21 protein-coding genes are annotated in these 19667 nt (G+C 70.7%); 12 read left to right on the top strand and 9 right to left on the bottom strand.

Translation table 11 applies throughout. From position 1 onward, the window contains the following. Nucleotides 1–63 precede the first annotated feature (63 nt). Complete coding sequence (locus tag ABS78_RS18930) at nucleotides 64–1707, top strand: SpoIIE family protein phosphatase (protein WP_293383051.1); 1644 nt, start codon at nucleotides 64–66, stop codon at nucleotides 1705–1707. Here the strand turns inward: ABS78_RS18930 and ABS78_RS18925 are convergent. Beyond that, nucleotides 1694–2479: a hypothetical protein gene (locus tag ABS78_RS18925; RefSeq protein WP_293383049.1), complete on the bottom strand. Its 786-nt coding sequence runs from the start codon at nucleotides 2477–2479 to the stop codon at nucleotides 1694–1696. The two genes, ABS78_RS18930 and ABS78_RS18925, sit on opposite strands and share 14 nt — an antisense overlap. Before the next feature lie 159 nt (nucleotides 2480–2638). Here ABS78_RS18925 and ABS78_RS18920 point away from each other — a divergent pair, with 159 nt between their 5' ends. Continuing rightward, nucleotides 2639–5167 carry a circularly permuted type 2 ATP-grasp protein gene (locus tag ABS78_RS18920; protein WP_293383047.1) on the top strand — a complete coding sequence of 843 codons (2529 nt, stop codon included), beginning with the start codon at nucleotides 2639–2641 and terminating at the stop codon, nucleotides 5165–5167. Next, complete coding sequence (locus tag ABS78_RS18915) at nucleotides 5164–6057, top strand: transglutaminase family protein (protein WP_293383045.1); 894 nt, start codon at nucleotides 5164–5166, stop codon at nucleotides 6055–6057. The genes ABS78_RS18920 and ABS78_RS18915 overlap by 4 nt, the downstream gene beginning before the upstream one ends. Here the strand turns inward: ABS78_RS18915 and ABS78_RS18910 are convergent. Then, nucleotides 6054–6713, bottom strand: a complete 660-nt coding sequence (locus tag ABS78_RS18910; RefSeq protein ID WP_293383043.1) for a DsbA family protein — start codon at nucleotides 6711–6713, stop codon at nucleotides 6054–6056. The genes ABS78_RS18915 and ABS78_RS18910 overlap by 4 nt on opposite strands. Before the next feature lie 91 nt (nucleotides 6714–6804). On the opposite strand from ABS78_RS18910, the gene ABS78_RS18905 reads away from it, so the two are divergent. Next, nucleotides 6805–7458 carry a helix-turn-helix domain-containing protein gene (locus tag ABS78_RS18905; RefSeq protein WP_293383041.1) on the top strand — a complete coding sequence of 218 codons (654 nt, stop codon included), beginning with the start codon at nucleotides 6805–6807 and terminating at the stop codon, nucleotides 7456–7458. A gap of 41 nt (nucleotides 7459–7499) precedes the next feature. Next, complete coding sequence (locus ABS78_RS18900; RefSeq protein ID WP_293383039.1) at nucleotides 7500–8975, top strand: MBL fold metallo-hydrolase; 1476 nt, start codon at nucleotides 7500–7502, stop codon at nucleotides 8973–8975. Between the two features lie 16 nt (nucleotides 8976–8991). Here ABS78_RS18900 and ABS78_RS18895 read toward each other — a convergent pair whose 3' ends face one another. From ABS78_RS18895 to ABS78_RS18885, 3 genes are all read right to left on the bottom strand, one after another. Beyond that, nucleotides 8992–9732 carry an enoyl-CoA hydratase-related protein gene (locus ABS78_RS18895; RefSeq protein ID WP_293383037.1) on the bottom strand — a complete coding sequence of 247 codons (741 nt, stop codon included), beginning with the start codon at nucleotides 9730–9732 and terminating at the stop codon, nucleotides 8992–8994. Nucleotides 9733–9831: 99 nt separating this feature from the next. Continuing rightward, a complete protein-coding gene (locus tag ABS78_RS18890) occupies nucleotides 9832–10722 on the bottom strand; it encodes a formylglycine-generating enzyme family protein (protein WP_293383035.1) in 891 nt (296 codons plus the stop codon). 235 nt (nucleotides 10723–10957) lie between these two features. Then, complete coding sequence (locus ABS78_RS18885; RefSeq protein ID WP_293383033.1) at nucleotides 10958–11209, bottom strand: hypothetical protein; 252 nt, start codon at nucleotides 11207–11209, stop codon at nucleotides 10958–10960. 211 nt (nucleotides 11210–11420) lie between these two features. Between ABS78_RS18885 and ABS78_RS18880 the strand changes: the two genes are divergently transcribed. Beyond that, nucleotides 11421–11864, top strand: coding sequence for a helix-turn-helix transcriptional regulator (locus ABS78_RS18880; protein WP_293383031.1), 444 nt, complete (start codon nucleotides 11421–11423; stop codon nucleotides 11862–11864). An 18-nt stretch (nucleotides 11865–11882) separates the two neighbouring features. Here the strand turns inward: ABS78_RS18880 and ABS78_RS18875 are convergent, their stop codons facing one another. Continuing rightward, nucleotides 11883–12554, bottom strand: coding sequence for a TlpA disulfide reductase family protein (locus ABS78_RS18875; RefSeq protein WP_293383029.1), 672 nt, complete (start codon nucleotides 12552–12554; stop codon nucleotides 11883–11885). Here ABS78_RS18875 and argH point away from each other — a divergent pair, their 5' ends adjacent. From argH to lysA, 3 genes are read left to right on the top strand one after another with little or no spacing between them, the layout of a single operon-like run. Continuing rightward, nucleotides 12555–13985 carry an argininosuccinate lyase gene (gene argH, locus ABS78_RS18870; RefSeq protein ID WP_293383027.1) on the top strand — a complete coding sequence of 477 codons (1431 nt, stop codon included), beginning with the start codon at nucleotides 12555–12557 and terminating at the stop codon, nucleotides 13983–13985. It begins immediately after the preceding gene. Continuing rightward, complete coding sequence (locus ABS78_RS18865; RefSeq protein WP_293383025.1) at nucleotides 13982–14296, top strand: hypothetical protein; 315 nt, start codon at nucleotides 13982–13984, stop codon at nucleotides 14294–14296. Before argH ends, ABS78_RS18865 begins: the two co-directional genes overlap by 4 nt. Further along, nucleotides 14293–15561 (top strand): diaminopimelate decarboxylase, encoded by a 1269-nt coding sequence (lysA, locus tag ABS78_RS18860; protein ID WP_293383023.1) that lies wholly within the window; start codon nucleotides 14293–14295, stop codon nucleotides 15559–15561. Before ABS78_RS18865 ends, lysA begins: the two co-directional genes overlap by 4 nt. Before the next feature lie 8 nt (nucleotides 15562–15569). Here lysA and ABS78_RS18855 read toward each other — a convergent pair whose 3' ends face one another. Genes ABS78_RS18855 through ABS78_RS18845 form a run of 3 tightly spaced genes read right to left on the bottom strand, consistent with a single transcriptional unit; the run spans nucleotide 15570 to nucleotide 17351 of the window. Next, nucleotides 15570–16031: a GNAT family N-acetyltransferase gene (locus ABS78_RS18855; RefSeq protein ID WP_293383021.1), complete on the bottom strand. Its 462-nt coding sequence runs from the start codon at nucleotides 16029–16031 to the stop codon at nucleotides 15570–15572. Continuing rightward, nucleotides 16028–16555, bottom strand: coding sequence for a phosphoribosyltransferase family protein (locus ABS78_RS18850; RefSeq protein WP_293383019.1), 528 nt, complete (start codon nucleotides 16553–16555; stop codon nucleotides 16028–16030). The genes ABS78_RS18855 and ABS78_RS18850 overlap by 4 nt, the downstream gene beginning before the upstream one ends. Continuing rightward, nucleotides 16548–17351 (bottom strand): DUF3426 domain-containing protein, encoded by an 804-nt coding sequence (locus tag ABS78_RS18845; RefSeq protein ID WP_293383017.1) that lies wholly within the window; start codon nucleotides 17349–17351, stop codon nucleotides 16548–16550. The genes ABS78_RS18850 and ABS78_RS18845 overlap by 8 nt, the downstream gene beginning before the upstream one ends. Nucleotides 17352–17408: 57 nt before the next feature. Between ABS78_RS18845 and ftsE the strand changes: the two genes are divergently transcribed. From ftsE to ABS78_RS18830, 3 genes are read left to right on the top strand one after another with little or no spacing between them, the layout of a single operon-like run. Then, on the top strand, nucleotides 17409–18149 hold the full coding sequence (gene ftsE, locus ABS78_RS18840) for a cell division ATP-binding protein FtsE (RefSeq protein ID WP_293383016.1): 741 nt from the start codon (nucleotides 17409–17411) through the stop codon (nucleotides 18147–18149). Further along, nucleotides 18146–19039, top strand: a complete 894-nt coding sequence (locus ABS78_RS18835; protein WP_293383014.1) for an FtsX-like permease family protein — start codon at nucleotides 18146–18148, stop codon at nucleotides 19037–19039. The genes ftsE and ABS78_RS18835 overlap by 4 nt, the downstream gene beginning before the upstream one ends. Next, nucleotides 19039–19665 carry a YdcF family protein gene (locus tag ABS78_RS18830; RefSeq protein WP_293383012.1) on the top strand — a complete coding sequence of 209 codons (627 nt, stop codon included), beginning with the start codon at nucleotides 19039–19041 and terminating at the stop codon, nucleotides 19663–19665. Before ABS78_RS18835 ends, ABS78_RS18830 begins: the two co-directional genes overlap by 1 nt. Nucleotides 19666–19667 lie beyond the last annotated feature (2 nt).

The following is a 19667-nucleotide window of genomic DNA, read 5'->3' as shown; positions in this document are numbered from 1 at the left end:
TCCGTAATTCCCCTATGATTAGCAGGACGTTCCCTTCGAAACCGTTGCGGGTCCCTGAGCGCGATGACCGACGCCACAGACGCTGCGCCCCAACGACGGTGGCGATTCCGGCTCAAGACTCAACTTCTGTTGTTGCTGGGCGCCCTGAATCTCGTTTCCGCGGTCGCGTACTCGACAGTCCTGTACCGGATCGACCGGCGGGAGATCATGGCCGGGATCGACGGACGCCTGACCACCGCGGTGCTGGCGGTGAACGAAATGGCGCCCGATCTGTACCACGCCCGTATCGTCGGCCCCGACTCCATACCCCAAGAGGAGTATGGAAGGCTCCAGTACCGCCTGTCGCGGTTCGCCCAGCGCGCTGATCTCGTCTACGTCTACACCTACATGCGCTTCGGCGACGATATCCGCACGGTCTCCACCAGCGCCACCCAGCGGGAGATGGAGACGCGAAGCGAGGTGCCGTTCTTCGCCCTCTACGAGCGCCCGCCGGCCGCCCTTCGCCAGAGCTTCGCCGACGGCAAGATGCGGTTCGACGAATACGACGACGAGTTCGGTCACTTCCGCTCGCTCTACCTCCCGGTGCGGGGGGTGGACGAACGAACCTATGTGGTCGGAGCTGACGTCGACCTGCGCATGGTCCGCCAGAGACTCGCCGGCGCCCTGCGGATGGCGATCACCGTCGGCATCATGATCTTCGCCGCCTCGATGGCCGTCGGCTGGCTGCTGGTCGACCGGTTGGTCCAGCCGCTCATGCGCCTCACGACCTTCACCGAGAACATGGGTCAACGAAACTTCCAGCCGGACGAGCGCGAGGTCGCGGCGATGAACGCCATCAGCCGCCGGCGCGGCGACGAGGTGGGCAGCCTGGCCGAGGCCATGACCGCCATGATCGCCCGCTTGCAGCGCTACCTGGCCGACATGCAGGCCGCGACCGCGGCGCGCGAGCGTGTGGAGGGTGAACTGTCGGCCGCCCGCGACATCCAGATCGGCATGCTGCCCCGCACCTTCCCGCCGTTTCCCGAGCGGGGTGAGATCGACGTCTACGCCCTGCTGGAATCGGCCAAGCACGTGGGCGGCGACCTCTACGACTACGCTCTCCTGGATCGTGACAGGCTGTTCTTCGTGGTGGGCGACGTCTCCGGCAAGGGCGTGCCGGCGGCCCTGTTCATGGCCATGACCATGACGCTGTTCAAGGCGACCTCGCTCACCACGCGATCGACCGGCGAGATCATGGCCCGCGTGAACGACGAGCTGGCCCGCGACAACGCCGGCCAGATGTTCGTGACGGCGTTCTGCGGGGTGCTGGATCTGCGGACGGGCGAGGTGGAGTACGCCGACGGGGGCCACGAGGCGCCGTTCGTCCGGCGGGCCGACGGCGGCGTCTCACGTCTGGCCAAGGGCGGCGGGATCGCGCTCGGCGTCATGGACGACATGCCGTTCCGCACCGAACGCTTCCAGCTTTCGCCCGGCGACGCCCTGATCCTGTTCACCGACGGCGTGTCCGAGGCCGCAAACCTCGCCGACGACCTGTTCACTGTAGGCCGCATCGAGGCGGCCCTCGCCGAGGCCCGGACGGGGGGGTCGGCGCGCGCGCTGGCCGAGGGCCTGGCCGACGATGTGCGCGTCTTCGTGGGAGAAGCGCCCCAGTCCGACGACATCGCGATCCTGGTGGTGCGCTGGGACGGCCCGCCTAGGTCAGGCTGACGGGCGCCCAGTCGCGGCCGTGCATGCGCTTCAGATACAGGCGCATGTCGGCGATCATCTTTCGCAGGTCTTCGATCGACGCCGGCTCGGCGCGCAGGGCGGCCGCCATCAGCGGGTCGGCGTCGACCTCCCAAGGCAGAAAGTCGAAGGCGGTCTCGGCGTCGAGCATCCACAGGATCGGATAGGGCCGGCCGAACAGGACGCCCTTCAGCGGCTCGCGGCCCATGATGTAGACCGCAGCGCTGGCCGCGTTCCGCGCGCCGAGCACCGTCTCGAGCACGTCGAGAGAGATCGTCAGGCAACCCGGCCGGGAGAACTTCGAGATGCGGAATCCCAGGTCGATGTCGGGGCCGATATAGTCGATATGCGCCCCGTTCTTGGAGGAAAGCTCGGGAATCTCGATCTGGATGTTCGGGCCGTCCACGTCGGCCAACCAGGCGGCGCCCTTCAGCCGCAGCGGCAGTTCCTCGAAGTGCCGCGCCTCGTACATCCGCATCGTGCGCTGGAGCACCAGGAGGATCGAGGTGAGTTCCTCGGCGCCCGTCGGCTCGGTGGCGAACACGACCTCGTCGCCCATGACCTTCCAGACGTCGATCGAGGGCGTCGCATCGTCGTCCAGGAACTCGAAGCCGATCTGACCCGCGAGCATCAGCGGAAAGCTGGAGAAGAAGGTGCGAAAGACTTCCAGCCAACCGTCCGCGCCCTGGCCGGTGAACCGGGCCTTGAATTCGGTCGAGCCGGCCATGTCGACCGACAGGAACAGGCGAGGCATTCGGGCTTCCCTCCCCGCGGACCCCGGGCCCGCTTCGCGGCCATAGCAGAGGCTTGGAGTCGCGGCCAGCGAAGCCCCGGACGGCTCGACCCGGACGCGCGCTATGATACCGTCCGCCGCCGAACGTGGGATCTCTGACCGCAGGACCGGGGGAAACTGGTGGCCGCCGACACATCCGTTGCGACGCGGCGAGGGAAGCCCGCGGCCGAGCCGGGGGCGACCCGCCGCCTGCGGGAGTGGCTGCGGGCGTATGAGCCCATCCCGGGCGTTCCCGACGAACTCTTCGACGCGCGGGGCCGCCCGCGCGACCATTGGCTGGACTTCCTGGGGCACTTCGCCGCTTTCCCGGCCGGCGATCCGGGTGCGCGCTTCGCCCTGCCCGCCCGGCATCTGCGCGACGCCGGCGTCGCCTACCGTCCGGCGGCGGACGAAGCCGAGCGCACCTGGCCCATCGATCCTCTGCCCTTGATCCTGACCCAGGCGGAATGGGACGAGATCTCCTCCGGCGTCGCCCAGCGCGCCCGGCTGATGGAAGCCCTCCTCCGCGATATCTATGGTCCGGCCCGGATGGTGGCGGAAGGTCGCCTCCCGGCCGCAGCCCTGACCGGCAGCGGCGACTTCATCCGCGCCGTACGCGGAATCGCGCCGCCCGGCGGCCGCCACACCCACATCTACGCCGCCGACCTGGGCCGCGGCCCCGACGGTCGCTGGTGGATCCTGGGCGACCGGACTCAGGCGCCGTCCGGCCTGGGCTACGCGCTGGAGAACAGGCTGGCCGTCAGCCGCGCATTCCCGAACCTCTACAACACGATGAACGTCCATCGGCTGGCGCCGTTCTTCGACGCCCACCGGCGCGGCCTGGCCTCGGCCGCCGATCGCAGCGATCCGCGCATCTGCCTGCTGACGCCGGGCAAGTTCAGCGAAACCTATGACGAGCAGGCGCATCTCGCCCGCTATCTGGGTTTCCTCCTGGTCGAGGGTGACGACCTGGTGGCCCGCGACGGCAAGGTCTATGTGCGGACCATCGCCGGGCTGAAGCGGGCCGACGTGATCCTGCGGCGCGTGGACTCGGGCTTCATCGACCCGCTGGAACTGAACAACGCCTCGCGGCTGGGCACGCCGGGCATGCTGGATGCCATCCGCGCCGGCGGCGTCACCGTGCTCAACATGCCGGGTTCGGGGGTGCTGGAGTCCCGCGCCCTGATGGGCTTCCTGCCACGCCTCTGCCAGGAGTTGCTGGGCGAGGACCTGGCCATGCCCCACGTCGCCACCTGGTGGTGCGGCCAACCCGCGGAACAGGCCCTTGTCGAGATCCGCCTCGACGACCTGGCCATCGCGCCCGCCTTCAACGCGCCCGGCGGGGACAGCATCCTGTCGCAGTCGCGGATGGTCGCCGACATGACGCCCGCCGAACGCGACGACCTGATCCAGAGCCTGCGGGACCGACCCGCCGACTTCGTGGGCCAGGAGGTGGTCCGGCTCTCGACCATGCCGGTGCTGAAGGACGACCGCCTCTCGCCCGCGCCGTTCGTCCTGCGCGTCTTTGCGGCGGCGACCCCGGACGGCATCCGCGTGATGCCGGGCGGCTTCTGCCGCACGTCGGACCGTCCCGACGTCCGGGCCATCTCGATGGGCGAAGGCGCGCGCGCGGCCGATGTCTGGGTGATCGGCGAGAAGCCCGTCGAGCGCATGACCCTGATGCCCAGCGCCGACAGCGTGCAGGTGCGCCGGATCATGGGCCACCTGCCCAGCCGGGCGGCCGACAACCTGTTCTGGCTGGGCCGCTATATGGAACGGGCCGAGGGCACCCTGCGCGTCGTGCGCAGCCTCTGCACCAGCAGCATCGCCGCCGAAGCGGCCGCCCATGCCGCGGGCGAGACGTTCGAGAGTCTCCAGCTCCTACTGACCGAATGGGGCGCGCTCAGCGCCCCGGCGGCCGACGTCGTGCACGCCGCGGGGCGCGCGCTGCTGGACCCCGACGCCTGGGGTTCGGTGATCTCGACCATCCGGGCCGAGATGCGGACGGCGGCCTCGATGCGCGAGCGTCTGTCGGCCGACTTCTGGGCGCTGCTCGTGGGGATCGAAGGGGGACTCGCCAAGGCCGGACGGCTCGAGACCGAAGCCGACGTCCTGCGCCTGACCAACCGGGCCCTGCAGACGATGGCGGCGCTGTCGGGCCTGGCTCAGGAGAACATGAACCGGGTGGCCGGCTGGCGGTTCCTGGACATCGGCCGGCGGATCGAGCGCGGGGTCAACGCCTGCCGCCTCTCGCGGCTGCTGGCGCGCGACGAGGCGACCACCGACGATCTCGACCTTCTGCTCGACCTCAACGACAGCCAGATCACCTACCGCGCGCGCTACCTTGCGGGCCTGGCGCTGACGCCGGTGCGCGATCTGGTCATGCTGGACCCGTTCAACACCCGCTCGCTGGCCTTCCAGCTCCAGACGCTCAAGGAGCACCTGTCGGTGCTGCCGCCCCTCAATGACGACGGCATGCTGGAGGAGCCGCAACGCATCCTGCTCACGCTGGTCGCCGACGTGGAGACCGAGGACGCGCGCAAGCTCACCGCCGACAAGGCCCTTCGGTTCGAACGCGCCCTGATGCGGTTCTCGAACGCCGTCGCGGACCGCTACTTCCTCCAGGGCGCCAGCGCAGTCCCGACGGTCAAGCTGGTGGGGCTGGCGTGATCTACGACCTGAAGCACAAGACGATCTACAGCTACGGGGACGCCGCGGTGACCTATGCGCGCTGCGTGCTGCGCCTGACGCCGGTGTCCAACGCCCATCAGACCGTGCTGGCCTCCGACCTGAAGGTGACCCCCCGGCCGTCCGTCACCGTGGACCGGACAGGCCCCTTCGGGGAACGGACGCTGACCGTCGTGGTCGACCGACCGCACAACACGCTGACCATCGAGGCCGTCTCGCGCGTGGACGTCCATTCGCCCCGACCGCCGGACGCCGGCGGAAGCCCGGCCTGGGAGACTGTGCGGGCCGCGGCCCTGACGGAACCCTCGATCGAGGCCGATGGACCGGCCGTCTACATCTATCCCACCGAGCGGACGCCGATCACCGCGGCCATCACCGACTACGCCCGCGAGAGCTTTCCGCCCGGTCGGCCGATCGTGGAGGCGGCGCTGGAGCTGAACCGGCGCATCCACGCCGATTTCCGCTACGATCCCGGCGCCACAAAGGTGACGACGCCCGTGCTGGAGGCTTTCGACGCCCGCCACGGCGTCTGCCAGGACTTCGCCCACGTGATGATCACGGGCCTGCGCGGGCTGGGCCTGCCCGCCGCCTACGTCAGCGGCTATCTGCGCACGGTGCCGCCGCCGGGCCAGCCGCGGCTGGAAGGCGCCGACGCCACCCACGCCTGGATCGGCGTCTGGTGCGGCGCGGGCCTGGGCTGGATCGGTTTCGACCCCACCAACGCCATCCTGGCGGAGGACGACCACATCATCCTCGCGGTCGGGCGAGACTATGCCGACGTGGCGCCCATCGACGGCATCATCCTGGCCTCGGGCCCGCAGTCGCTGCGGGTGGAGGTGGACGTGATCCCCGAGACCGAGACCGCAAACTAAGCGGCCGGCTTTTCGGTCAGCCCGTGCTGGCGGAGCCGCCACAACAGGACGTCGATCCGATCCTGACCGAAGAAGGGCTCGCCCTCGAAGACGAAGGTGGGCACGCCCCAGTGGCCGGCGGCGTCGAGGGCCGCATGACTGGCCTGGACCTCGGCCTCCAGCCGGTCGCCCTCGGCGGCGACGACGGCCTCCAGCGTGGGCAGGTCCAGGCCGGCGCGGGCCGTCGCCCGGGCCAGGTGGTCGCCCTGGTCCCATCCATCGGTCTGACCGTCCCAGATGATGCGTGCGACCTCGCAGATGAAGGGAATGCCCCGGCCCGCCTCGCAGGCGGCCTGGCCCAGGTGGGTCAGCCGGCGGATATAGGGCTGTTCCCGAGGGATCTCGCGCGTGGCGAGGTTCATGACGATGGGATCGGGCCGTGGCGGCCCGAACGTCATCCCCAGCATCTGGGCCGTCCGATAGCAGTCACGGCCCAGATACATCAGCCAACGGGGGTCCTGGCGGTCGAAGAACCCGTCCACGCGCACCGCGAGGGGATAGACCGGCCGGATGCGCATCTCCACGTCGTAGCGCGCGGCGATCTCGGCGATGCGCGTCGTCGCCAGGTACGAGTACGGGCTGCGGAACGACCAGAACACGTCGACTTGCAGGGTCATTGGCGCCTCCCCGACGCGGTCTTGATTTCGTAGGGCTTGATTTTCTGACTATATAGTTCAATAATGACCATATAGTCAAATTTGAACGACCATGTCCCAGCCTCGCCCCGACCGCCGCCGCCAGCGCACCCGCGCGGCCCTCCTGAAGGCGGGCCAGACGCTGTTCGCCGAGCGTTCGGTGGACGGCGTCAGCATCGACGAGATCGTCCAGGCCGCCGACGTGGCCAAGGGCAGTTTCTACAACCACTTCGCCGACAAGGACGCCCTGGCGCTGGCCCTGGCCGACCAGGCGCGCAAGTCGGCCGAGACGACCGTAGCCATCGCCGGCGAAGGCGTCGCCGATCCCGCCCAGCGGGTGGCCCGGGCCTTGTGCCTCTTCATCCGCAACGCGGCGGACTACCCCGAGCCGGCGCGCATGATGCTGCGCCTGTTCCACGGCGCAGCCGTGCCGGACGCGCCCATGAACGCCGGCGTCCGCGCCGACATAAAGCAGGGCCTGGGGACGGGACGCTTCCAGGGCCTCGGTCTGGAGGCGGGGATTCTGCTGGCCGTGGGCGTGGTGCAGATCGGCGTCGCCCGCACCCTGGAGCGCGGGACCGCGGACGGCGCCCGGCCTCTGGCGCGCGACCTGGCCGAGGGCCTCCTGCGCGGGCTGGGTGTCGCCGCGGGCGAGGCGCACGACCTCGCCGAAGCCGCCGTCGCCGACATCTTCAAGCCGGCCCGGACCGCGCGCCCGGAAGCCTGAGACGAAAGAGAGGCCGCCACGGCCTCGGGGGGAGAACAAGCATGGCCGTCGTCACTCGAATCCTGGTCGCCCTCTATGGCGTCCTCTTCGCGATCCTAGGCGCGGGCTTCTGGCTGGCGCCGGAGCGGTTGGCCGAACGGCTTTCCGTCGAGCCCATCGGGGTGGCGGGCCTCTCCACGTTGCGCGGCGACTTCGGCGGCGCGTTCCTGATCCTCTCGGCGCTTTGCCTCGTCGGCCTCTGGCGCCGCAGCCACACGCTGCTGAGCGTCGGGGCGGCCCTCCTAGGCCTGATCGTCACCGGCCGGCTCCTCACCTGGGCGGTCACTGGCGACGCTTCGGGCGTTCTGCCCAACGTGCCGATCGAGGCCATCGGCGCGCTGGCCCTGGGCCTGCACGTCCGCACGCTGGGCGACGGCTCGGCGCCCCGGCGGCCGCTGCGGGCAATCGCCATTTCGGCCCTCGTCATCGCGGGCGTCGTGCTCGCCCTGGGCGCGACGCTCAACAACGCCGGCGTCCAGGATCGCCTGCTCGCGACCTTCGCCCGGCAGGGCGTGGCGCGCGACACCTCCGCGCTGATGAAGGACGACGCCCTGCGTGTCGCCGTCTGCGGCACCTCGGCGCCGCTGCCCAGCCCCAAGCGCGCCAAGTCCTGCGTCGCCGTGATCGCGGGGGGCAAGATCTACATCGTCGACGTCGGACCGGAGTCCGTCGAGAATCTCATGCTCTGGGGCATCCCGCTCGGCCAGGTGGACGGCGTCTTGCTGACCCACTTCCACTCCGACCACATCGGCGACCTGGGCGAACTGAACCTGCAGACCTGGGTCCAGGGCCGGCCCGGTCCCCTGGCGGTGTACGGAGGCCCCGGTGTCGAACGTGTGGTGGCGGGTTTCAACGAGGCCTACGCCCTGGACCAGACCTATCGGACCGCCCACCACACCGAAAAGCTGATGCCGGCGGCGACCTGGCCGCTGGTCGCCCGGACCGTGACGATGCCCGAGGGCTCGCCCGCGCCGACAGCGGTCATCCTCGAAAAGGACGGCCTCAAGATCACCGCCATCGAGACAAACCATGCCCCGGTGCATCCCGCCTACGCCTATCGGATCGACTACAAGGGCCGCTCGGTCGTCGTCACCGGCGACACCACCGCCGACGCCCGGCTGACGGCGGCGTCGAAGGGAGCCGACATCTTCCTGTCCGAAGCCCTGAACCGCGAGATGATCCGGACCCTCGAGGGTCAGGCCCGCGGCGCCGGCCGCGATCGGGTCGCCCACATCATGGACGACATCCAGAGCTACCACATCTCGCCCACCGAGGCGGCCGAGGCGGCGAACGAAGCCGACGTGCGGCTGCTGGCCCTCTATCACCTGCTGCCGGCGCCCGATAATCCCCTGCTGAAGGCCATCTTCCGCCGCGGCCTGAACGAGACGCGCAAGGGCGCCTGGCACATCGCCGACGACGGGACGCTCTACACCCTGCCGCTGGACTCCACCGCCGTGGACATCGGAAAGGTTCCCTAGGGATCAGCTGGGGGGATCAGCCGCGAGACCGGGCCCGGATCATCAGCATCTGGGCCCGCTCCTCGGCCTCCATCGCCGCGTCGAAGCTGCCCGTCTCCAGGGCGAGGTCCAGGGTCCGCTTGGTGAGGCGCAGGGCGTCCGGCCCCGCACGAACCATGTCACGGGCCAGCGCCAGGCCCTGGTCGTCCAGCTCGGCTTCCGGCGTCACCGCCGACACCAGGCCCGCGTCCAGCGCCGCCTGGGCCAGGAGCGGCCGGCCCGCCAGCAGCATCTCGCGCGCCTTGGACAATCCGATCATCCGCTGGAGCCGCCAGCTCACGCCCAGTTCCGAGCCCGACAGGCCGATGTTGATGAAGGCGGGATGGAACGCCGCGCTCTCGCTGGCCAGGATGACGTCCGAGGCGAGCGCGATGGCCAGCCCGCCGCCCGCCGCGGCCCCTCGTACGGTGGAGATCAGCGGCTGGGGGCACGCCCGCATGGCCTTCATCAGGTCGCGCAGCACCCAGTCCCCGTTCGGCCCGTCGCGCAGGGCCTCGGGCGTGCCGCCGGCCTTGAGGTCGGCGCCCGACGAGAACGCGCGGCCGGCGCCGCGGATGACCACAACCCGGACCTCGGTCCTGCGCCGCAGCCCCTCGAAATGCGTCAGCAGGCCCTCGGCGGCCGGATGATTCAGGGCGTTCAGCCGCTCGGGCCGGTTCATGGTCAGGCGCTGGACGCCGTCGCCCAGGTCCTCGACCAGCAGCATCTCCTCGCTCACCGCAGCCTCCCGAATGGTTTGGGCGACCCTGCACGGGCCGCCGCGACCCGGCAACGGCGCCCCAACGTCAGGATCGCGCGGCCCGCGCGGAACCCGGGATCAGACGTCGCGCACGCAGCGGAACCCGGCGTGCGAGGTCGAGGTGTCGGCCATCTGGGGGTGCCGCGCGGCGGGGCGGTAGCGACGGCAGTAGTTCTCGGCGCAGAGGTGCGAGCCACCCTTCATCACGCGCCGGGGGCCCAGCTTCGCCAGGTCGTCGCTGGCCGCCGGGCCCCGCGGATTGACCGAGGTGCAGCACGGGCTCGCCGGCGCCTGGGGCATGGCGTACCAGTCGGAGGTCAGCTCCCAGACGTTCCCGATCATGTCGTAGAGGCCGTAGCCGTTGGGCGCATAGCTCCTGACCGGCGAGGTCCGTTCCCAGCCGTCGGTGAGGAGGTTCTGATAGGGGAACTGGCCCTGCCAGTAGTTGGCCAGCGTCGCGCCGCCCGGCTCGAGTTCGTCGCCCCAGGCGTAGTCCCTGCCGTCCAGGCCGCCGCGCGCCGCGAACTCCCATTCGGCCTCGGTCGGCAGCCGCTTGCCGGCCCATGCCGCATAGGCCACGGCGTCGTCGTAAGTCACATGGACCACCGGATGGTCCGCCAGGGCCTCGTGCGAGCTGCCCGCCCCCAGCGGCTTGCGCCACGAAGCGCCGAACCGATAGTCCCACCATGCGCCGGAGTCGTGCATCGGCACCGGCCCGCGCGTCGGCTGGAACACCGCCGACCCGGCCTTGAGCATGTCGGGGTGCGCCATGGGGTACTGCTCCCGCGTCGGCGCGATCTCGGCGAAGGTGACGAAGCCGGTTTCGGCCACGAAACGCGCGAACTGGGCGTTCGTCACCGGCGTCAGGTCCATCCAGAACGGGTCCACCCGCACGCGTCGCACGGGCGCCTCCTCGGGGTAGGCATGATCCGAACCCATCGCGAATTCGCCACCCGGGATCAGCGCCATGCCGTCCGCGGAAGAAGTGACAGGGGAGGTGTCAATTTCACTCATGCGCCCTAGGTGACTCCGCAGCCCCCAGGATGTCCACCCGCGATCCGCGCTTTCAGGCCTTCCGACGTGGTGCGGTGCGGCGAAGCGGCCGGCGCAGGACGTCGCCTTGCGCCGGCTCAGGCTGGGCGTCCGCGGCTTCCGGACGCCTTGGCCCAGAAATCGGCCACCCGACTCGAGAGGGGGTCTCGCTTCAGGAATCCAGCGTCCGCATCGTGTGCGCCACGTGGAACGAGCCGGAGTGCGACAGAACGATCCAGTCGCCGCTATGGGCGATGACCGGCCCCTCGGGGGTGCGCACCTGCACCGCCGCGGCCTCCGCCACCGACTGGGCGTCCTCGCCCAGCCATTGCCAGAGCACCGCCCAATTCTTCCGATCGTGCGCAGGGGGAACCCTGAGCGCCGCGCCGTGGTCGAAGGGAGGATGCAGGGGGATGACGCGCATGGCCTTCGCAGAATCACGCTTCCGAACGGGCGCAGTTCGGCGGTGCTTCGGTCACCAAGACCTTAACCGCGAGTCTGTCGAAAGACCTCGCAGGGGTTGAACGGCGGTCGCGCGGCGGCCGAAAAGGCTTTGCCTTTCGTTAACAAAGGCCTTTAGTCGCAACTAGCGCTTGCGAGGTCGGACGGGGACACTCGCACCATGGAGATACGTTATGTCCGAGATTTCGACGAAGGCGCCCGACCCGATGGACATCGCCCTCGGGGCGGCGGTGCGGATTCGGCGCCGCACGATCGGAATGTCTCAGGAAGCCCTCGCCGAGCAGTGCGGCGTCAGCTTCCAGCAGATCCAGAAGTACGAGAACGGCACAAACCGGATTTCCTTCTCGCGGCTGGTCCAGATCTCGCGCGCGCTGAAATGCCGCGTCACCGACCTGATGGATGTGTTCGACGGAGCCGACAAGGAGACCGGCGAGGACCTCGACCTGCTCACCCGCATGCGGACGCCGGGCGCGCTCGAACTGCTGTCGGCCTACGAGCGGTTGCCGTCCGACGTCCGAAGCTCGCTGGTCAATCTGGTCCGCACCCTGACGGCCGAACGGGCCGCGGCGGCCCCGACGCCTCGCGAGAAGGCCGAACGCACGACCGTCCCCGCCTGAGGCTCGACCCGAGCCCGATCACCCCGCCGCCAGGGCCGCGTCGACCACGGCGCGCGCCTCCGGCGACGCCCAGTCCGCCTCACCCTCCACGCGCCCGACCTCCAGCCCGTCCTTGCCATAGACGACGGTGGTCGGGGCGCCCGGCGCCATCGGGACCAGCTTGAAGGGCATCTTCTTCTCCCGGTCGTGGTAGAATTTCAGCGGGTCGTTCTGGGCGATGAACAGCCGCGCCTTGGCCGCGTCCTCGACGGTGTCGATGCTCACGGCCACCACCTCCACCGGCTGCCCCTTGTAGGCGGCCTGAAGCTTGGCCAGCGTCGGCATCTCCACCTTGCACGGCGCGCACCACGTCGCCCAGATGTTCATGACGACCACCTTGCCCTTCAGGTCGGCCAGCTTCATGGCCTTCCCGGCATCGTCGTAGAAGACATAGTCCGGCGGCGGTGTCGGCTGGTCCGGCCGCTTGAATTTCCCGGCGAAACCCTCGGCGGCTCTGGTCGCCGACTGACCTGGCGCCGACGGCGTTCCGGGCTGGTTGGAAGATGCCTGGGCGATGATGTAGACAACCGCCGCGACGCCCACGAGGGCGGCGCCCCAGAGGGCCCAGTTGAGGAACCCGCCCCTGGGCGTCCCCGCCCGACCGCCCGGTTCCTCAGCACCCTGGCCGCCCGCTTCCGGACCTTCGCTCATATGACCTCGTCTCCTTCCGACCCGCCCGCAAGCCCGCCCCCGGCGAACCTCGGGGGACAGGCCATGTGGGGCGGCCGATTCTCCCAGAAGCCGGCCGAGCTGATGCAGGCCATCAACGTCTCGATCGGCTTCGACAAGCGGCTCGCGGCGCAGGACCTGGCCGGCTCCCGCGCGCATGCGGCGATGCTGTTTAGCACGGGAGTCGTTTCAGGCGAGGACGCCGCCGCGATCCGGGGCGGCCTGGACACGATCGCCGCCGAGATCGAGGCCGGGACCTTCCCGTTCCGCGACGAGTACGAAGACATCCACATGAACGTCGAGGCGCGGCTGCGCGAGCTGATCGGCCCCGCGGCCGGACGGCTGCATACCGCCCGCTCGCGCAACGACCAGGTCGCGCTCGACTTCCGCATGTGGGTGCGCGACGCGTGCGACCGCACCATCGCCCAGTTCCGGACGTTGCAGCGCGCGCTGCTGGAAAAGGCCGAAGCCCACGCCGACACGGTGATGCCGGGCTTCACCCACCTCCAGCCGGCCCAGCCCGTGACCTTCGGCCATCACCTGATGGCCTATGTGGAGATGTTCGGCCGCGACGCCTCCCGGTTCGCCGACGCCCGCGCGCGGATGAACGAAAGCCCCCTGGGCGCCGCGGCCCTGGCGGGCTCGCCCTTCCCCATCGACCGCGTCCAGACCGCGACGGCGCTGGGCTTCGACCGTCCGACGGCCAACTCCCTCGACAGCGTGGCCGACCGGGACTTCGCGCTCGAGTCCCTGGCCGCCGCGTCCATCGCGGCCACGCACCTGTCGCGCCTGGCCGAGGAGATCGTGATCTGGATGACCCCGCAGTTCGGCTTCATCCGCCTGTCGGACGCGTTCACCACCGGCTCGTCGATCATGCCGCAGAAGAAGAACCCCGACGCGGCCGAACTGGTCCGCGCGAAGGTCGGCCGCCTGCTGGGCTCGTTCACCCAGCTCAGCGTGGTGATGAAGGGGCTGCCGCTGACCTATTCGAAGGACATGCAGGAGGACAAAGTCCCCACCTTCGAGGCGTTCGACGCCCTGGAGCTGTCGCTGTCGGCCACGGCCGGCATGGTCCTGGACCTGGAACCGGATGTCGAGCGGATGTCCGCGGCGGCCGGCGCCGGCTTCTCCACCGCCACCGACCTCGCCGACTGGCTGGTGCGCGAACTGGGGATGCCCTTCCGCGACGCCCACCACGTCACCGGCTCGGCCGTGAAGCGGGCCGAGGTCCTGGGCGTGGGCCTTCCGGACCTTCCGCTGGCCGAGCTTCAGGCGCTGGATGCGCGGATCACCGCGGGCGTCTACGATGTGCTGACTCCCGAGGCCTCGGTCGCGAGCCGCAGGAGTTATGGCGGAACCGCGCCGGATCAGGTCCGGGCGCAGATCGAGCGTTGGAAGGAAGCCCTCGCATGACCCTGGGCATGACCCGCACACTGGCGCTCGCAGGCGCCCTGATCCTCGCGGCGGGCCTGGCCGGCTGCGGCAAGGTGGGCCAGCTGGAAAGGCCCGGCCCGCTCTTTGGCGCCGAGCGCAACAGCACGCGCGCCGCCGACGACGCTCAGCGCCAGCAGGACCCGAGCCGCCCGGTCGACACCGTCGATCCGCGCGACCGCTCGACCGACCCCGCGCCGCCGCGCACCCTGCCCATTCCCGGCACCAACACCGGCCCCGGCGGCCTGCCGCCCCAGGGCGCTCTGCCCGATCCCTACGCCAACCCGCGATGAACCATTTCGAGCTGCGCGAGGGCGAACTCGCGTGCGAGGGCGTACCGCTGTCGCGCATCGCCGAGGCGGTGGGCACGCCGGTCTACGTCTATTCCACCGCCACCCTGGAGCGGCACTACACCGTGCTGCGCGACGCCCTGCTGGCCGCGGGCCTCAAGGACCCGCTCATCGCGTTCGCGGTGAAGGCCAACTCCAACGTCGCGGTGCTCCGGACGCTCGCGGACCTCGGCGCCGGCGCCGATGTCGTCTCCGAGGGCGAGATCCGACGCGCGCTGGCGGCCGGCGTTCCGCCCGAGCGGATCGTCTTCTCCGGCGTCGGCAAGACCGAGGCCGAGATCGCCTTCGCCGTCGAGACCGGCGTGGCCGAGATCAACGTCGAGTCCGAGCCGGAACTCCATCTGGTCAACCGCGTGGCCCAGGGTCTGGGCCGGCGGGCCGTGGTCGCGATCCGCGTCAATCCCGACGTCTCGGCCGGCGGCCATGCCAAGATCGCCACCGGCAAGGCCGAGAACAAGTTCGGCGTCAGCTTCTCCGAGGCCGAGCGCCTCTACGCCAACGCCGCCAACATGGCCGGCGTGCGGCCCGCGGGCGTCGCCTGCCACATCGGCAGTCAGATCACCGACCTCGCACCCATGGAGGCCGCCTTCGCGAAGATGCGCGGCCTGGTCGAACGCCTGAAGCGCGAAGGCCTGCCGGTCGAGCGGCTGGACCTGGGCGGCGGCCTGGGCGTGCCCTATTTCAACCAGCCCGAGCCCCCCTCGCCCGCCGACTACGCCGCCATGATCGGCCGCGTCATGGCGGGGCTGGACGTGCAGCTCGCCTTCGAGCCCGGCCGCGTCATCGCCGCGAACGCCGGCGTCCTGCTCGCGCGGGTGAACCACATCCACGAGCGGCCCGAGGGCCGTCGGTTCCTGGTGCTGGACGCGGCCATGAACGACCTGCTGCGGCCCGCCATGTACGACGCCTACCACGACATCCGCCCGGTTCGCCCGCGCGTCGGCGAGGCGGCCCCCTACGACGTGGTCGGCCCCGTCTGCGAGACGGGCGACACCTTCACCCGCGACCGCGACCTGCCGCCGTTCGAGCCCGGCGACCTGGTGGCCTTCATGTCGGCCGGCGCCTACGGCGCGGCGATGGCCAGCGAGTACAACTCGCGCCCGCTCGTCCCCGAAGTTCTGGTCAAAGGCGACCGGTTCGCCGTCGTGCGCCCCCGCCCGACCTACGAGGACATGCTGGCCCGCGAGCAGGCGCCGCCCTGGCAGTAGGCGGGCCCTTACAGGTCCAGATGCAGGAACTGGTTGAAGGCGCTCTTCTCGTAGTCGCCGAACGCGGGACCGTCGCGGAAGCCGCGCTTGCGATAGAGCGCCAGCGCCGCCTCGAACGCCGGGCCGCTGCCGGTCTCCAGGCTGAGCCGCGCCAGGCCCCGGCGTCGGGCCTCGCTCAGGATATGGTCCAGGATCGCCGCGCCGACGCCCTGGCCCAGATGCTCCGGATGGGTCCGCATCGACTTGATCTCGCCCACGCCGCCGCCCAGCATCCGGAGCGCGCCGACACCCGCGATGGCGTCCCCGCGCCAGGCGCTCCAGACCGTCACCTGGGGAACCTGAAGGCCTGAAAGGTCGAGGGCGAAGGAATGGCCCGGCGGTGAACTGTCCCTCATCCCCATCAGGTGCAGCGCGAGCAGGTCCCGCGTCGGCTGGCCCGAGAGATCGTCCTCGCGGATCGTAAGGGTCAATCCATCGCCCCGATGTACGGCAGCCCGCGCAGGGTCCCGGCGACATCCAGGCCGTAACCCACCAGGAATCTGCCCGGCGCCTCCCACGCCACGAAGTCGGGCTCCATCGATCGCGGCGTCGGCCAGGGCTTGCGGGCGAAGACCGCGGTCAGGACCTCGCTGGCGCCCGAGTCGCGGACCAGGCGATACGCCTCGGACAACGACAGGCCGGTGTCGAACACGTCGTCCACGATCAGCGCCTTGCGCCCCGCAACGGGTCTCTGGAGATCGGCCCGCACCTCGCATCGTCCCGACGACTGCCGCTCGTCCTTGTACGAGGCCAGCCACAACGCGTCGAACCGCACCAGGCGGCCGCGTCGGGCCAGCGCGCGGGTAAGGTCGGCGGCGAACCAGAGGCCGCCCGTCAGCAGGCACACCACCACCGTCTCGTCGTCGATCCGGGGCGCGATCTCGGCGGCCAGGGCGTCGACACGGCGGGCGACTTCGTCCTCCGCGATCAGGACGGCGGGTGTGGGATCAGTCATGCGCCTCCAGGGCGTCGGGGCTGCCGGGCGGCAGCGGCTGGGCTTCGGCGGGCGGCGGCGCTGCGGTCGTCGACGACGTCGGCGGCGGAGCCCGAACCTCCGCGTCGGGGTCGAACGCCACTTCGAGGTCGTGTGCGCCGGACGGCGGATCGAGCAGCGAAAGCGCGAAGTAGCGGGTGGCCCCCGGCGGCACCTTGGCGTTCAACGGCTGCGCCGCCACGCCCGCCACCACCTTGCCGTTGCGGTCCAGCAGGCTGACGCGAATCGGCGGTGCTCCAACGGCGTCCTTGCGGACGTTTCGTATGGCTCCCGTGACCGAGAGCACGGGCCTGCCGCCCTGGAACCCCGGCTTCGAGGCGACCCCTTCGATCACGAGGCCCAGGCTGTTCACCGGAAGGCCGACGGCGGCGAAGACCGGCGCAGTGGCCGGGATCGCGCCGGCGATCTGATGCCGCAACACGATGGCCGCCCCGGCCCCCAGGGCCAGGGCCGCCAGCACGCCCAGGCCGATGGGCAGCACCGGCGAGCGTTTCGGCTTCGGGGGCGGCGCGGGCTTTCGACGCGTCCGCGGCTCAGGCGCGGCGACGGCGTCTTCCGCGACCGGCGGTGGGGATTCGGGTGGCGGCCCCTCGACGACGAGATCGTCCTCGGGCGGCGACGGCTCGGGTTCGCCCGGGTCCTGGAAGGCTCGCCAACGGGCGCCGCAATTGGTGCACTTCACCATCCGGCCGCTGCGCGGGATGCGCAGTTCGTCCACGAAATAGCTGGTGGCGCACTCTGGACAGGTCAGTATCATGATGGGCGAATCGGACGCTCCAGCACCCTCACTCCGAGGTCGCCGATTTCGGCCTCCATGTCCAGAAACGCCCACACCGCCGCGGTCGAACCGCCGGCCGACGAAATCCTCCGTTTCTCCGGCGTGTCCATGCGCTACGGGCGCGGGCCCGAGGTGCTGAGCGACGTATCGCTGTCGCTGCCGCGCGGCTCGTTCCACTTCGTGACCGGCCCGTCCGGGGCCGGGAAGAGTTCGCTGCTCAAGCTGATCTATCTCGCGGCCCGGCCGTCGTCGGGCTCGATCCGCCTGTTCGGCGAGGATGTGGGCGTCCTTCCCGGCCGCGACCTGCCGCGCCTGCGGCGCCGGATCGGCGTGGTCTTCCAGGACCTGCTGCTGCTGGACCACATGTCGGCCTTCGACAACACCGCCCTGCCGCTGCGCATCGCCGGCCACAAGCCGGCCGAATATCGCAACGACGTGGCCGAACTCCTGGCCTGGGTCGGCCTCAAGGCCCGGATGCACGCCCTGCCCCCCACACTGGCGGGCGGAGAGAAGCAGCGGCTGGCCATCGCCCGCGCCGTAGTGGGCCGGCCCGAGATCCTGCTGGCGGACGAGCCGACCGGCAACGTCGACCACGAGATGGCGCTGCGCATCTACCGCCTGTTCGTGGAACTCAATCGCCTGGGCACGACCGTCATCATCGCCACCCACGACCAGGATCTGGTCGCCCGTTCGGCGCGGCCCGTGCTGCATCTCGACAAGGGCCGCCTGCGCCCCCTGCCGCCGCAAGGTCCGGTGGAACAGGCTGCGGTCGAATGAGCGAGCCCTTCGATCCCGCGCGCTGGCGGCCGGCCTCCTTCCTGCCGGACAAGGACGCGCGCGACCCGGCGCTGCTCTTCGTGGTGGCCGTGCTGTGCTTCCTCGCGTGCCTCACCGCCCTGGCGGCCATCGCCGGGGCGCGGGCGGCCGACGGCTGGGCCAGCGAGATCTCCGGGGAAGCCACCGTCATCGTGCGCGCGCGCGGCGGCGAGACGCCCGACGCGGCGGCGGCCCGGGCCGCCGAGGTTCTGGCCGGCGTGCCTGGGGTGGCCGAGGCGCGCGCCCTGGAAAAGGAAGAGGCCTACGCCCTCATAAGGCCCTGGCTGGGCGACGTGACCGCCGACCTGGACGATCTGCCCGTCCCGCGGCTGGTGGCCGTCAGCCTCGATCGCGCCAAGCCTGCGACCGGCGAGGCGCTGGACGCGGCGCTCAAGGCCCAGGATCTGGATGCCTTGGTCGACGATCACTCGGTCTGGCTGGAGGACATCAAGAACGCTGCCGGAGTGGTCCGCTGGACGGCCGCGGCCGTCTTTCTGCTGATCGCCGGCGCCGCGGCCGCGGTGATCGCCTTCGCCACCCGCGCAGGGCTCGCGGCGCGGCGGGATGTGGTCGAGGTGCTGCATCTCACCGGCGCCGAGGACGGCCAGATCGCCGGCCTCTTCGAGATCCGCTTCGCCAAGGTCGCGGCGGTCGCCGGGGCCGCGGGCGCGCTGGGCGCAGCGGTCGCGGGGGCTGTGCTGCGGGTCGCCGGGGGCGGCCAGGGTCTGACGCCGGCCCTGCCCATCGCCTGGACCGACCTGATGGCGGTCCTGCCCTGCCCGCTGCTGGCCGCTCTGGTGGCCGCGCTTGCGGCGCGCATCACGGCCCGGCGGCTGATACACAGGCTCTGATGAAGTCCGTCGCCGCCTTCCTGGTCCTGGCGTTCATCTGGTTCTGCAGCCTGCTCGCCTTCGCCGACCGCGTCCAGGGCCAGACACCCGTGCGAGCGCCGCGCACCGCCGACGGCATCGTCGTGCTCACCGGCGCGGGCTCGAACCAGCGGCTGGCCGCCGCGATGGGCCTGCTCGAGGACGGCTACGGCCGTCGGGTCCTGGTGTCGGGCGTCAACCGCCAGGCCAGCCGCGAGGATATCCGCTACGTCTCGCGCGCCGTGCGCCGCCTCTACGACTGCTGCGTCGATCTGGGCTTCACCGCGGCCGACACCGTCGGCAACGCCCGCGAAACCGCCGACTGGGCGCGGGCCATGCGCTACGAGGACCTGATCGTGGTGACCGCCGACTACCACATGCCCCGCGCCATGCTGGAGTTGAACGCCGTCCTGGGTCCGGCGGGCGTGAAGACCCAGACCTACGCCGTGCCCACCCGCGCGCTGAAGGCTCGTGACTGGTGGCGCAACCCGGCGGCGGCGCGTCTGATGATCACCGAGTACAGCAAGTACCTGGCTATCCTGATCCGCGAGCTGGTGCTCGGCCTCGGTCCCCGCGACGATCCGCAACCGAAGACAACCCAACCGTGAGA

Origin of the sequence: Phenylobacterium sp. SCN 70-31, assembly GCF_001724605.1 — a bacterium.
GTDB lineage: Bacteria > Pseudomonadota > Alphaproteobacteria > Caulobacterales > Caulobacteraceae > Phenylobacterium.
The sequence above is the reverse complement of the archived record's forward strand: the minus strand, read 5'-3'. Positions and strand labels throughout refer to the sequence as shown.

Coding starts and splice junctions, on each gene's coding strand:
- ABS78_RS18830 (WP_293383012.1), top strand. CDS start 19,039: ATGAAGTCCGTCGCCGCCTTCCTGGTCCTGGCGTTCATCTGGTTCTGC.
- argH (WP_293383027.1), top strand. CDS start 12,555: ATGACCTCGTCTCCTTCCGACCCGCCCGCAAGCCCGCCCCCGGCGAAC.
- ABS78_RS18850 (WP_293383019.1), bottom strand. CDS start 16,555: ATGACTGATCCCACACCCGCCGTCCTGATCGCGGAGGACGAAGTCGCC.
- ABS78_RS18930 (WP_293383051.1), top strand. CDS start 64: ATGACCGACGCCACAGACGCTGCGCCCCAACGACGGTGGCGATTCCGG.
- ABS78_RS18905 (WP_293383041.1), top strand. CDS start 6,805: ATGTCCCAGCCTCGCCCCGACCGCCGCCGCCAGCGCACCCGCGCGGCC.
- ABS78_RS18845 (WP_293383017.1), bottom strand. CDS start 17,351: ATGATACTGACCTGTCCAGAGTGCGCCACCAGCTATTTCGTGGACGAA.
- ABS78_RS18900 (WP_293383039.1), top strand. CDS start 7,500: ATGGCCGTCGTCACTCGAATCCTGGTCGCCCTCTATGGCGTCCTCTTC.
- ABS78_RS18890 (WP_293383035.1), bottom strand. CDS start 10,722: ATGGCGCTGATCCCGGGTGGCGAATTCGCGATGGGTTCGGATCATGCC.
- ftsE (WP_293383016.1), top strand. CDS start 17,409: ATGTCCAGAAACGCCCACACCGCCGCGGTCGAACCGCCGGCCGACGAA.
- ABS78_RS18910 (WP_293383043.1), bottom strand. CDS start 6,713: ATGACCCTGCAAGTCGACGTGTTCTGGTCGTTCCGCAGCCCGTACTCG.
- ABS78_RS18925 (WP_293383049.1), bottom strand. CDS start 2,479: ATGCCTCGCCTGTTCCTGTCGGTCGACATGGCCGGCTCGACCGAATTC.
- ABS78_RS18875 (WP_293383029.1), bottom strand. CDS start 12,554: ATGAGCGAAGGTCCGGAAGCGGGCGGCCAGGGTGCTGAGGAACCGGGC.
- ABS78_RS18835 (WP_293383014.1), top strand. CDS start 18,146: ATGAGCGAGCCCTTCGATCCCGCGCGCTGGCGGCCGGCCTCCTTCCTG.
- ABS78_RS18880 (WP_293383031.1), top strand. CDS start 11,421: ATGTCCGAGATTTCGACGAAGGCGCCCGACCCGATGGACATCGCCCTC.
- ABS78_RS18885 (WP_293383033.1), bottom strand. CDS start 11,209: ATGCGCGTCATCCCCCTGCATCCTCCCTTCGACCACGGCGCGGCGCTC.
- lysA (WP_293383023.1), top strand. CDS start 14,293: ATGAACCATTTCGAGCTGCGCGAGGGCGAACTCGCGTGCGAGGGCGTA.
- ABS78_RS18865 (WP_293383025.1), top strand. CDS start 13,982: ATGACCCTGGGCATGACCCGCACACTGGCGCTCGCAGGCGCCCTGATC.